At 74.4% G+C, this 11,799-nt stretch carries 11 protein-coding genes and 1 tRNA gene; 6 read left to right on the top strand and 6 right to left on the bottom strand.

What is annotated here, in order from left to right:
- Positions 1-20 precede the first annotated feature (20 nt).
- Positions 21-803: a nucleotide exchange factor GrpE gene (gene grpE, locus ACGBYP_RS09135; protein WP_411583704.1), complete on the bottom strand. Its 783-nt coding sequence runs from the start codon at positions 801-803 to the stop codon at positions 21-23.
- The gene (dnaK, locus tag ACGBYP_RS09140; RefSeq protein ID WP_411583240.1) at positions 800-2,683 is read right to left on the bottom strand and encodes a molecular chaperone DnaK; all 1,884 of its coding nucleotides are present in this window, start codon (positions 2,681-2,683) and stop codon (positions 800-802) included. Before dnaK ends, grpE begins: the two co-directional genes overlap by 4 nt.
- Positions 2,684-2,894: 211 nt before the next feature.
- On the opposite strand from dnaK, the gene ACGBYP_RS09145 reads away from it, so the two are divergent.
- The 3 genes from ACGBYP_RS09145 to ACGBYP_RS09155 all read left to right on the top strand — a co-directional run bounded on the left by ACGBYP_RS09145 (position 2,895) and on the right by ACGBYP_RS09155 (position 5,828).
- Positions 2,895-3,455, top strand: a complete 561-nt coding sequence (locus ACGBYP_RS09145; RefSeq protein WP_411583242.1) for a hypothetical protein — start codon at positions 2,895-2,897, stop codon at positions 3,453-3,455.
- A 67-nt stretch (positions 3,456-3,522) separates the two neighbouring features.
- On the top strand, positions 3,523-4,488 hold the full coding sequence (locus ACGBYP_RS09150; protein WP_411583244.1) for a DUF389 domain-containing protein: 966 nt from the start codon (positions 3,523-3,525) through the stop codon (positions 4,486-4,488).
- Between the two features lie 50 nt (positions 4,489-4,538).
- Positions 4,539-5,828 (top strand): CynX/NimT family MFS transporter, encoded by a 1,290-nt coding sequence (locus tag ACGBYP_RS09155; protein ID WP_411583245.1) that lies wholly within the window; start codon positions 4,539-4,541, stop codon positions 5,826-5,828.
- On the opposite strand, the gene ACGBYP_RS09160 is transcribed toward ACGBYP_RS09155, so the two are convergent.
- Together ACGBYP_RS09160 and dcd are read right to left on the bottom strand one after the other, a co-directional pair.
- The gene (locus tag ACGBYP_RS09160) at positions 5,825-6,598 is read right to left on the bottom strand and encodes a methylase (RefSeq protein WP_411583247.1); all 774 of its coding nucleotides are present in this window, start codon (positions 6,596-6,598) and stop codon (positions 5,825-5,827) included. The two genes, ACGBYP_RS09155 and ACGBYP_RS09160, sit on opposite strands and share 4 nt — an antisense overlap.
- A 94-nt stretch (positions 6,599-6,692) precedes the next feature.
- Positions 6,693-7,277 carry a dCTP deaminase gene (dcd, locus tag ACGBYP_RS09165; RefSeq protein ID WP_411583249.1) on the bottom strand — a complete coding sequence of 195 codons (585 nt, stop codon included), beginning with the start codon at positions 7,275-7,277 and terminating at the stop codon, positions 6,693-6,695.
- Positions 7,278-7,369: 92 nt separating this feature from the next.
- On the opposite strand from dcd, the gene ACGBYP_RS09170 reads away from it, so the two are divergent.
- The 3 genes from ACGBYP_RS09170 to ACGBYP_RS09180 all read left to right on the top strand — a co-directional run bounded on the left by ACGBYP_RS09170 (position 7,370) and on the right by ACGBYP_RS09180 (position 9,073).
- Positions 7,370-7,948 (top strand): PAS domain-containing protein, encoded by a 579-nt coding sequence (locus tag ACGBYP_RS09170; RefSeq protein WP_411583251.1) that lies wholly within the window; start codon positions 7,370-7,372, stop codon positions 7,946-7,948.
- Positions 7,945-8,904: a methyl-accepting chemotaxis protein gene (locus ACGBYP_RS09175; protein WP_411583253.1), complete on the top strand. Its 960-nt coding sequence runs from the start codon at positions 7,945-7,947 to the stop codon at positions 8,902-8,904. The genes ACGBYP_RS09170 and ACGBYP_RS09175 overlap by 4 nt, the downstream gene beginning before the upstream one ends.
- 98 nt (positions 8,905-9,002) lie before the next feature.
- Positions 9,003-9,073 (top strand) — tRNA-Gly (locus ACGBYP_RS09180).
- Positions 9,074-9,088: 15 nt separating this feature from the next.
- Here the strand turns inward: ACGBYP_RS09180 and ACGBYP_RS09185 are convergent.
- Both ACGBYP_RS09185 and ACGBYP_RS09190 read right to left on the bottom strand, forming a co-directional pair.
- Complete coding sequence (locus tag ACGBYP_RS09185; RefSeq protein ID WP_411583255.1) at positions 9,089-10,156, bottom strand: CDP-glycerol glycerophosphotransferase family protein; 1,068 nt, start codon at positions 10,154-10,156, stop codon at positions 9,089-9,091.
- Entirely contained in the window at positions 10,153-11,799 is a 1,647-nt protein-coding gene (locus ACGBYP_RS09190) for a glycoside hydrolase family 13 protein (protein ID WP_411583257.1), read from the bottom strand. Before ACGBYP_RS09190 ends, ACGBYP_RS09185 begins: the two co-directional genes overlap by 4 nt.

An 11,799-nucleotide genomic window follows, 5' to 3' on the forward strand; every position in this document is an offset into this window, starting at 1 on the left:
GGTCCGCCGGGTGGTCGTGCTCAGCCGGCGGACGGGCCGGGCTGGTCGGTCTCGCCGTCGACGACGACAGCGGCCGGCTCGGCGGGGGCCGCGGCCGGGGTCTCCGGCTCGGTCACCCCGACCATCGCGGTGCGCAGCACGCGGTCACCGCGCCGGAAGCCCGGGCGCAGCACCGTGGTGGCGGTCGGCACGGTCACCTCCGGGGAGGTGTCGCTGAGCACCGCCTCGTGCAGCGCGGGGTCGAACGGGTCGCCGGGAACGCCGTAGGCGACCACGCCGAGCCCGTCCAGCAGCCCCAGCACGCGGTCGGCGACCACCTTGAAGGCGCCGGTCAGGTCGCCGTGGTCGCGGGCGCGCTCGATGTCGTCGACGACCGGGAACAGCTGCGCGGCGAAGCGCTCGGCTGCCTGGTCGACGACGACGGTGCGGTCGCGCTCGACCCGCCGCCGGTAGTTGGCGTACTCGGCGGTGACCCGCTGCAGGTCCTCGGTGCGCTCGGCCAGCTGACGCGTGGCGTCGTCGGCCCCGGCCGGGGCCGGCTGCTCACCGGACCGGGCCAGCGCCTCGTCGAAGCCGCTCATGTCGATCTCGTGCTCGTGCTCGCTCATGTGTTCTCCCTGGTCGGGCGGGGCGCCGGCCGCGCGGGTGCCGGCCGGCACCGGGGCCGGGCCGCTGGTCGGGTCGCGGCGCCGGTGCGTCCGGGTGGACGGCGGCGCCGCGTCCTGCTGGCTCATGGTCTCCCGCGCCTCCCACCGGCCCGGGGACCCGGGCCGGTGGGAGGAGGGGCGGACCGCAGAGGTCAGCGCTTGTCGGAGTCGTCGTCCACGATCTCGGCGTCGACGACGTCGTCGTCGGAGCCGGCAGCGGACGGGTCGGCCGCGGTCGCGCCGGTGGCGCCGCCGAAGCCGGCCTCACCCGCGGGACCGGACGCGCCGTCGGCCTGCGCCTGCGCGTAGAGCGCACCGCCGACCTCCTGCGAGACCCGGGCGACCTTCTCCTGCGCGGCCTTGATGGCCGCGATGTCGGAGCCACCGAGGGCGCCGCGCAGCTCACCGAGGGCCTCGCCCAGCTCGGTCTTCTTGTCCTCGGGGATCTTGTCGCCGTTCTCCGCGAGGAACTTCTCCGTCTGGTACTGCAGCGACTCGGCGAGGTTGCGGGTCTCGGCGTCGTCGCGGCGCTTCTTGTCCTCCTCGGCGTGCGCCTCGGCGTCGGCCATCATCCGCGCGATGTCGTCCTTGGGCAGGGCCGAGCCGCCGGTGATGGTCATCGACTGCTCCTTGCCGGTGCCCAGGTCCTTGGCGTGGACGTGCACGATGCCGTTGGCGTCGATGTCGAAGGCCACCTCGATCTGCGGGACGCCGCGGGGCGCCGGCGGCAGACCGGTCAGCTCGAACATGCCGAGCTTCTTGTTGTAGGCGGCCATCTCGCGCTCGCCCTGGAAGACCTGGATCTGCACGGAGGGCTGGTTGTCGTCGGCCGTCGTGAAGATCTCGCTGCGCTTGGTCGGGATCGTGGTGTTGCGCTCGATGAGCTTGGTCATGATCCCGCCCTTGGTCTCGATGCCCAGGGACAGCGGGGTGACGTCGAGGAGCAGGACGTCCTTGACCTCACCGCGCAGGACACCGGCCTGCAGCGCGGCACCCACGGCGACGACCTCGTCGGGGTTGACGCCCTTGTTGGGCTCCTTGCCCCCGGTGAGCTCGCGGACCAGCTCGGACACGGCCGGCATGCGGGTCGAGCCACCGACGAGGACGACGTGGTCGATGTCGCCGACCTTGATGCCCGCGTCGCGGATCGCCTGGTTGAACGGGGCCTTGGTGCGGTCCAGGAGGTCCTGGGTCAGCCGCTGGAACTCCGCGCGGGTGATCGTGACGTCCAGGTGCATCGGGCCCTCGGCACCGGCGGTGATGTAGGGCAGGTTCACGTTGGTCGACTGCGCGCCGGACAGCTCGATCTTGGCCTTCTCGGCGGCCTCGCGGAGGCGCTGCATGGCCAGCTTGTCCTTGGACAGGTCGACGCCGCTGGAGACGTTGAAGGTCTGCACCAGGTGCTTGACGACCCGCTCGTCCCAGTCGTCGCCACCGAGCTTGTTGTCACCGGCGGTGGACTTGACCTCGATGACGCCGTCACCGATCTCGAGCAGGGACACGTCGAAGGTGCCACCACCGAGGTCGAAGACCAGGATGGTCTGCTCGGTCTCGCCCTTGTCCAGGCCGTAGGCCAGCGCGGCCGCGGTGGGCTCGTTGACGATGCGCAGCACCTTCAGGCCGGCGATCTCACCGGCCTCCTTGGTGGCCTGGCGCTGGGCGTCCTCGAAGTAGGCCGGGACGGTGATGACGGCCTCGGTGACCGGCTCGCCCAGGTAGGTCTCGGCGTCGCGCTTGAGCTTCTGCAGCACCCGGGCGCTGATCTCCTGCGGGGTGTACTGCTTGCCGTCGATGTCGCCGGTCTTCCAGCTGGTGCCGATCTCGCGCTTGACGCTGCGGATCGTGCGGTCGACGTTGGTGACGGCCTGGTTCTTGGCCGACTGACCGACGAGGACCTCGCCGTTGCGGGCGAAGGCCACGACCGAGGGGGTGGTGCGCGCACCCTCGGCGTTGGCGATGACGGTGGGCTCGCCGCCCTCGAGGACCGCGACGACCGAGTTCGTGGTGCCGAGGTCGATTCCGACTGCTCGTGCCATGGAAGGCCTCTCCTGTGGTTGCGAGTGGGTGGTGCTGGTCGAGGAGCCGAGGGACCACCGCGCGCTCACCAGAGCCCTGCGCCGGGTCCGCTCAACTTTCCTGCCCAGCCTAACGGCAGACCCCGCTGCGGTGTTCCCGAGGTGCGGGTGGCGCCGGACGCCGGGACGACGGGGGCGACACTGGGGAGGTGACCGACCGACCGGGGCCCCGATGACCTCGCCGTACGGCGGGGCCCGCCGTCGCGGGGACGCCGAGCGCGCCGCCGCCGACCGCAGCACCCGCATGCACTACGCCCGCGACGTCAACGACGAGCGGGCGCTGGCCGACGACCGCCCGGTGATCCGCCGCAGCCGCAACTGGACGTGGCTGGCCGTCGCGGTGGTGGTGTTCGCCGTGCTCGCCTTCGCCAACACCCGCGGGCCGGGCGACGTCCCGATCACCGCCGACTGCGCGGACCCCCGGATCGCCGTGGAGACCAGCCAGGTGGTCGCCGGCGCGCCGCTGCGCTTCCGGCTCACCGGCCCCGACGACACCGCCTACGTCGTCACCCTCGACGGCGCGCCGGTGCGCGGCGACGCCGGCAACACCGTGACCTACACCCAGACCGACGCCGGGCCCGCGCTGCGGCTGCAGCAGTGCCTCAGCCCGACGCTGCTGCTCGCCACCCCCGCCGGCGACGGCCCGCACGAGCTGGCCCTGCTGCGGCTGGCCGCCGACGGCACGACGACGCCCGCCGCCGCGGTGACGCTCACGGTGACCGGCACCCGCTGACCCTCCGGAGGGAGCGGTCCCGCCCCGCCTCTCGCACCGGGGCCGCGCCACCCAGCAGAGTGGCCTGGTGCTCCTCCACCTGCGGGTGACGGTGCCGGCCGACCGCTCGGCCGCCGTCCACGACCTGCTCGCCGACTCCCCCGGCGTCGCCCACCTGGCCGTCCTCCCCGGGGCAGCGCTGCGCCCGGCGGGCGACCTGTTCCTCGTCGACGTCGCCCGCGAGTCCGCCGACTCGCTGGTCGACGGCCTGCGCGACCTGGGCGTCGACGCCGACGGCGGCATCGCGATGGAGACGGTGGACGCCGCGGTCTCGCGCAGCGCGGAGGACGCCGAGGAGCGGGCGCCCGGCGACGGCTCGGACGCCGTGGTGTGGGAGCAGGTGGTCCGGACGACGGCGACGGACGCGGCGCTGTCGGTGTCCTTCCTCGCCTTCCTGACCATCGCGACCCTGCTGGCCACGGTCGCGATCGTCACCGACTCGGCGGTCCTGGTGATCGGGGCGATGGTGCTGGGCCCGGAGTTCGGCCCGCTGGCCGCGCTCGCCGTGGGCCTGGTGCACCGGCGGCGGGCGATGACCCGCCGGGCACTGACCACGCTGACCGTCGGCTTCGCGGTGGCGATCGCGGTGACCGCGCTGGTCGCCCTGCTCGGCCGCGCGCTGGGCTGGTACGGCCCCGAGCTGCTCACGCAGGACCGCCCGGCCACCTACTTCATCACCCACCCCGACCGCTGGTCGCTGGTCGTCGCGGTGCTCGCGGGGGTGGCCGGGGTGCTCTCGCTGACCTCGGCCCGCTCGGGCGCGCTGGTCGGCGTCTTCATCTCCGTCACCACGGTGCCCGCCGCCGGCGCCATGGCGCTGGGCCTCGCCCTGGGCGACGCCCGTGAGTTCGGGGAGGCCACCGCGCAGCTGGCGATCAACGTCGCCGGCATCCTGGCCGCCGCCCTGGTCACGCTGGCGCTGCAGCGGGCGGTCTGGCACCGGGTGCCGCAGGCCACGCCGCGCATGCAGTCGGTGGGGCACGCCCGGTCCTGACCCGGACCCGCGCTCGGCGTCCTGCTCCCCGGGGAGCAGGATGACCGGACGTGACCCGCTCCGCCGCACCGCCGTCCCGCTCGTCCCGGCGGGGGCTGCTCCTGGTCGGGACGGCGATCGTGCTGACCGGCTTCAACCTGCGGACGGCGGTCAACAGCGTCGGCCCGGTGCTCGAGGAGATCGAGCGCGGCCTGGGCATCTCCTCGGGGCTGGCCGGGCTCATCACGAGCATGCCGCTGATCTGCTTCGCGCTGATCGGCTTCGCCGGCCCGCCGCTGGCCGCCCGCTTCCGGGACGGGCACGTGCTGGCCGCGGCGCTGCTGGTGATGACCGTCGGCCTGCTCGCCCGGGTCTCGGTGCCGAACGTGGGGGTGTTCCTGCTGGGCACCGTGGCCACCATGGTCGGCGGGGCGCTGGGCAACGTGCTGCTGCCCGGCCTGGTCAAGCGCTGGTTCCCCGACCGGACCGGGCTGCTCGTGGGGGCCTACAGCACCGCCCTGGCCATCGGCGGCGCGGTCGCGAGCGTGTCCACCGCGCCGATCGCCGAGGCGGCCGGGGTCGACGGCTGGCGCTGGGCGCTGGGCGTCTGGGCGGCGTTCGCGCTGGTCGCCGCGCTGCCGTGGCTCGCGGTCCCGGTGCGGCCGGGCGCCTCGCGCGGGACGCACGTCGCCGTCCGGCTGCGGTCGCTCACCGCCAGCCGGCTGGCCTGGCTGATGGCCGCGTTCTTCGGTCTGCAGGCGATGCAGGCCTACGTGATCGTCGGCTGGACGGCGCAGTACCTGCGCGACGAGGGCATGTCGGCGCACGCGGCCGGCTTCCTGGTGGGGCTGAACGCGCTGATCGTGATTCCGCTCAACGCCGTCGTGCCGCTCGGGGCGGTGCGCCAGCACTGGCAGCGACCGATGCTGCTGGGCTTCATCGCCTGCTACCTGGCCGGCTGGACCGGGCTGCTGCTCGCGCCGCTGACGCTGACCTGGCTGTGGGTGTGCCTGCTCGGGCTGGGCATGGGCACCTTCGCGATGATCCTGGCGCTGTTCGGCCTGCGCGGGCGCACGCCCGAGTCGGTGAGCGCGCTGTCGACCGTCGCCCAGGGCTGGGGCTACGCCCTCGCGGGGGTCGGGCCGCTGCTGGTGGGCCTGCTGCGCGGCCTCACCGGCGGGTACACCGGCATGTTCGTGCTGGTCTACGCCGGCGTCGCCCTGCTGCTGGTGACCGGCTGGAGCATCTGCCGCGAGCGCTACGTCGACGACGAGGTGCCCGGCCTGCCCGGCCGCTCCGCACCGGAGCCGGTGACCGAGGCCGCCGGCGTGGACGCCCCGGTCGTCCTCCCGCCGCGCTAGACGGTCAGCTGGAGCGCGCGGAGCAGCTCGGTCGACCGGTCACGGGAGAGCTCCGGGGACCGGGTGAGCAGGGCGACGGCGACGACGTAGGAGTCGTCCCCGGCCCAGCCGTGCCCGTCGGCGGTCAGCGCGGCGATGTGCCGGGCGACCTTGGGCTCGCGGCTGTAGGCACCGAACTCCAGCCCCATGGCCAGGAAGTTCGCGACCCGGTAGCCGAGGTCGGCGGCGGTGGCCAGCGTGGCCGCCGGGTCGGAGTAGCTGGGCAGGGCGACCAGGAGGTGGTCGAAGCCGGCCTTGAGCAGCCGGAGCACCAGGTCGTTGCCGTACCAGCCGCCCCACAGCTCGGGCATCCGGATGTCGCCGTCGGGCGCGGGGATGTAGGGCGGGTTGGCGATCACCGTGGACACGTCGCGGCCGGCCGGGGAGTCGGCCCAGGTGAAGAAGTCGCCGAGCTCGACGTCGTACCGGTCGGCCACCTCCAGGCCGGTGATGGTCGTGCGGGCACGCTCGACCGAGGTCGGGCTGATGTCGGTGCCGTGCACGCGCAGACCCGGCACCGCGCGCACCACGTGCGCGATCGCCCGGGCGTCGCCGCTGCCCAGCTCGGCCACGCCCTCGGTCTGCCACGGCACCACCGAGGCGTACTGGGTGAGCAGCAGCTGCACCGAGAAGGCGTAGTGCGCCGACTCCTCCGCGCAGTCGAAGTAGCCGTGGTCGGCGGGGGCTGCAGGCGGCGGGGGCAGCAGAACGGCGGTGTCCCGGGGGTCCATGGAGAGCGCTCTACCCGCTGTCGCGCCCGTCACCCGGCTTCGCACGACTGTTCACCGTCGCGCGGCGGCTCAGGACGCCGGACCGTCCCGGCGGTCAGGCCCGGCGGGTCTCGGCGCGGGAGAAGTTGCGGTACGAGCGGGACGGCGTCGGGCCGCGCTGGTCCTGGTAGCGGGAGCCGTAGACGGCCGAGCCGTACGGGTGCTCGGCGGGCGAGCTGAGCTGGAACAGGCACAGCTGGCCGATCTTCATCCCCGGCCACAGCGTGATCGGCAGGTTGGCCACGTTGGACAGCTCGAGGGTGATGTGGCCGGAGAACCCGGGGTCGACGAAGCCGGCCGTGGAGTGGGTCAGCAGCCCGAGCCGGCCCAGCGAGGACTTGCCCTCCAGCCGGGCGGCCAGGTCGTCGGGGACGTGCACGACCTCGAGCGTGGAGCCGAGCACGAACTCGCCGGGGTGGAGCACGAAGGGCTCGTCACCCTCGGGCTCGACCGCGGTGGTCAGGTCGTCCTGCTGCAGCGCCGGGTCGATGTGGGTGTACCGGGCGTTGTTGAACACCCGGAAGTACCGGTCCAGCCGGACGTCGATGCTCGAGGGCTGCACCATCGCCGGCTCGTAGGGCTCGATGCCGAGCCGGCCGTCGGCCAGCGCGGCCCGGATGTCGCGGTCGGACAGCAGCATGGCGCGGAGTCTAGGGACCTTGTCCCCTCCCGTCCCGGCCCGGACCTGCCGAGAGAGGGGGGGGTGAGGACGCGACGAGAGGAGGGGGCGACGTGCTGACGACGACGGCAGCGCCCGGAGGGACCCGCCAGCGGCGGCAGGCCGCAGCACCCAGCGGGGTGGAGCGGCGGTTCGCCGCCGATGAGCTGATCGTGTCCAAGACCGACCTGCGCGGGGTGATCACCTACGCCAACGACGTCTTCCTGCGGGTCAGCGGCTACGACCTCGACGAGGTGATCGGCCAGCCGCACAACCTGATCCGGCACCCCGACATGCCCAAGGCCGTGTTCAAGCTGCTCTGGGACACCCTCGCCTCCGGGCACGAGATCTTCGCCTACATCGACAACCTCGCCGCCGACGGCGCCAACTACTGGGTGCTGGCGCACGTGACGCCGTCCTACGGCCCCGACGGCACGGTCGTCGGCTACCACTCCAACCGGCGCAGCCCGTCGCCGCGCGCGGTCGCGGCCGTGCGGCCGCTGTACGCCCAGCTGGTCGCCGAGGAGCGCCGCCACCCCAACGGCCGTGCCGCGGTCGAGGCCTCGAGCCGGCTGCTGGCCGAGCTGGTCGCCTCCCGCGCCGCCAGCTACGAGGAGTTCGTGTGGTCGGTCATCGGGGGTGAGGAGCTGTGAGCGTGCGTCGTCGCGGTGCCGGGGGGCACTCCCCGGCCGAGGAGCTGGAGGTCTACCGGTCCTTCGTGCGGCAGCTGACGGCTGCGTGCGAGCGGGCCGCCGCCGGCGACCTGGAGGCGCGCAGCCGGCCGGTCCCGGGTTCCTGCGACGTCCCCGAGCTGGTCGCGTTGCACGACAGCGTCAACCACGTGCTCGACGTCTCCGACGCGTTCGTGCGCGAGGCCGGCGCGGCGCTGACCTCGGCCGCGGAGGGCAGGTTCCACCGGCGGCTGTTGCTCACCGGGCTGTGCGGCGCCTACCGGCGCGGCGCGGAGGTCATCAACGCCGCCCGCGCGGCCATGCACTCCTCGGCCGACCGGGTCGCCGAGGCGCAGGGCGCGCGGCTGCGGCTGGCCGACGAGTTCGAGACGGCCGTCATGGGGATGAGCGAGCAGGTCGCCACCGCCTCCACCGAGCTGTCGGCGTCGGCCGCCGGGCTGACCGAGGCCGCGAACGCGGCGCGCACCGAGGTGCAGGCCGCCCGCGGCACGATCGAGTCGCTGACCCGGTCCTCGGCGGAGATCAAGGGCATCGTCGCGATGATCGACTCGGTCGCGGCGCAGACCCGGCTGCTGGCGCTCAACGCGACCATCGAGGCCGCCCGGGCCGGCGAGGCGGGCAAGGGCTTCGCCGTCGTCGCCTCCGAGGTCAAGGACCTCGCCGACGAGACCGCCCGGGCCACCGACCGGATCACCACCCAGGTCGAGTCCATGCGCACCGCCTGCGACGACGTCGCCTCCGGCATGAGCACCGTCGGGACGACGGTCGACGAGATGAACGGCCTGGTCGACGGGATCGCCGCCGCCGTGGACGGCTCGGCCTCGCTGGGGGGAGCCGGCGACACGACCGGCCTGTCCCGGATGGCGGAGCAGCTGCGCACCGAGATGACCGGCTTCCTCGCCGAGATGCGGAGCTGAGCGGGGCCGCCCGCCCCGCCGGCGGGGCGGGCGGAGGAGGGACCTCCCGGGGACGAGCAGCGGCTTGCTAGGCTGTTCGTCGCGGGCGAGAGCCCGACGCGGGTGTAGTTCAATGGTAGAACATCAGCTTCCCAAGCTGACAGTGCGAGTTCGATTCTCGTCACCCGCTCCCCCGGCCGCCTGCTCAGGCCGGCCAGACCGCCGCCAGCACCCGGTCGCTCGCGTGGCCGTCCTCCTGCGCGCACCAGCGCGCGACGAAGCGGGCATGGTCGTCCGCGTGCGCCGCGGCCACCGCCGGCAGGTCGAGCAGCGCCTCGGTCAGCGCGGCCTGGTCCCGCACGACCGGCCCGGGCGCCCCGGTGCGCAGGTCGAAGGTGAAGCCGCGCAGCCGGCCCTCGTAGTGCGCCAGGTCGTAGGCGAACAGCACGATCGGCTTCCCCGTCACCGCGAAGTCGAACATCGACGACGAGTAGTCGGTGACCAGCACGTCGGCGGCCAGGTACAGGTCGGCGATGTCCGGGTGCCCGGACACGTCCCGCACCCGCCGGTCGCCGGCCGGGCGCTGCTGGTGGCCCATGTAGTGGTGCAGCCGCAGCAGCAGGACGGCGCCGTCCCCGAGCCGGCCGGCCAGTGCGGCGACGTCCAGCCCGAGCCGGGCGTCGACCCCGGGTCGCGCCTCGTCGTCCCGGTAGGTGGGGGCGTAGAGCACGGCGGTCACGCCGTCGGCGATGCCGAGGACCTCGCGCACCCGGGCCCGGCGCGCGTCCCGGTCGGGGGCGAGCAGGACGTCGTTGCGCGGGTAGCCGGTCTCCAGCAACGGACCGGGGTACCGGAAGGCCGAGCGCAGCAGCCGGGTGCCCTCGCCGCCGGGGGTGACCAGCCAGTCCCAGCGGGCGATGTCCTCGTCGAGGGTGGCCAGCACGGCGTCGGGGGGCAGCGACGTGGCGTCGCGGTGGATCCGCTTGAGCGGGGTGCCGTGCCAGGTCTGCAGGTACCGCGCGCCCGGCGGCTTGCGCCACCGGTCGAGCTGGATGTGCGTGTTGGCCACCAGCACGTCGGCGGACTCCAGCGCCGCCACGGCGGCCGGCGTCCCGATCGGCACGGTCACCGCGTCGGCGGGGAAGGCCGCGGCCTGGCGCGGGTCGGCGAGCCAGACGTGCTCCTCGCCGCCGCCGCGGGCCAGCAGCGCCTCGTACAGCGCCCGTGGGTTGTCGGAGTACCGGCCGTTGAACGAGTTCCAGACGACCCTCACCGGAGCCCGTCCCCGTCGGGCACGAGCCAGGCGGCGGTGTCGACCGGCAGCACGCCGTCGGGCGCGGGCCCGGAGGCGAGCACGACGCGCCGCCCGGCCGGCAGCGGCACGTCGTCCGGGCCGAAGTTCACCCACACGACCGTCGTCCCCCGGGCGAAGGCGAGCACCCCCTCGGGGGCCTCGTGCCACACCAGCGGACCGGTCATCAGCTCGCGGCGCAGACCGAGGGCGCAGCGGTACAGCGCCAGCGTCGAGTCCGGGTCCTGCTCCTGCGCGGCCACGGTGAGCGGTCCCCAGTCCGGCGGCTGCGGCAGGAAGGGCTCCGCGGCACCGGGCGGGGAGAAACCGTACGGCGGGGAGTCACCGGCCCAGGGCAGCGGCACGCGGGAGCCGTCCCGTCCGGGGTCGCGGCCACCGGAGCGGGCGTGGATCGGGTCGATCCGGCGGCCTGCGGGGATGTCCTCGACCTCCGGCAGGCCGAGCTCCTCGCCCTCGTAGACGTAGACGAGCCCGGGCAGCGCGGTCGTCAGCAGCGCGGCCGCGCGGGCCCGGGTGCGGCCGAGCCCGAGGTCGGGCACCTCACTGCCCCAGCGGGCCCGCTCGGCCTCGTTGGACCCGCGCTCGGGCCACTGCGAGCGCGCGTAGCGCGTCACCTGCCGCACCACGTCGTGGTTGGTCAGCGCCCACGCGCTCGGCGCACCGGTGAGCGCGGCGGTGGCCAGCCCGCGCTCGACGACGCGGCGCCACGGGCCCTCCCGCCAGGTGACGTGCAGCGGCTCGAACTCGAAGGCCATGTGCAGCTCGTCGGGCCGCAGGTACAGCGGCAGCCGCTCCGGGCGGGCGACCCACGCCTCGGCCACGAAGACCCGCGGCGGGTCGTAGGCGTCGGCCACCGCACGCCACGCGCGGTAGACCTCGTGCACCTCGTCCTGGTCCCAGCCGGGGTGCTCCTCGGTGCGCCGGTCACGGCCCAGCCCGTCGGGCAGCCCCTCCTCCTTGACCAGCCCGTGCGCGACGTCGACCCGGAAGCCGTCGACCCCGCGGTCGAACCAGAACCGCAGGACGTCGACGAACTCGGCTCGGACCTCGGGGTTGCGCCAGTCCAGGTCGGGCTGCTCGGGGGCGAAGGAGTGCAGGTACCACTCCCCCGGGCGCCCGTCCGGGTCGGTCGTGCGGGTCCACGACGGCCCGCCGAAGCAGCTCTCCCAGTCGTTGGGCGGCAGCGCGCCGTCCGCGCCCCGGCCGGGGCGGAACAGGTAGCGGGCGCGGGCCCGCGCGTCGCCGGCGAGCGCGGCCCGGAACCAGACGTGGGCGTCCGAGGTGTGGTTGGGCACGATGTCGACCAGCACCCGCAGGCCCAGCTCGTGCGCCTCGCCGATGAACGCCTCGGCCTGCGCGAGACCGCCGAGCGCGGCGTCGACGTCCCGGTAGTCGGCGACGTCGTAGCCGTTGTCGACCATCGGCGAGGGGTACCAGGGGGTCACCCAGACCGCGTCGACGCCGAGCGCGGCCAGGTACGGCAGCCGCGCCCGCAGACCGGCGAGGTCGCCGACCCCGTCCCCGTTGCCGTCCGCGAAGCTGCGCGGCAGGACCTGGTAGACCGCGGCGGTCCGCCACCAGGGGGCAGGGGTCGGCGACGTCAC

The sequence above is a fragment of the Modestobacter sp. SSW1-42 genome (genome assembly GCF_046635825.1).
Taxonomy (GTDB): domain Bacteria; phylum Actinomycetota; class Actinomycetes; order Mycobacteriales; family Geodermatophilaceae; genus Modestobacter.

Coding starts and splice junctions, on each gene's coding strand:
- dnaK (WP_411583240.1), bottom strand. CDS start 2,683: ATGGCACGAGCAGTCGGAATCGACCTCGGCACCACGAACTCGGTCGTC.
- dcd (WP_411583249.1), bottom strand. CDS start 7,277: ATGCTGCTGTCCGACCGCGACATCCGGGCCGCGCTGGCCGACGGCCGG.
- ACGBYP_RS09145 (WP_411583242.1), top strand. CDS start 2,895: ATGACCTCGCCGTACGGCGGGGCCCGCCGTCGCGGGGACGCCGAGCGC.
- ACGBYP_RS09160 (WP_411583247.1), bottom strand. CDS start 6,598: ATGGACCCCCGGGACACCGCCGTTCTGCTGCCCCCGCCGCCTGCAGCC.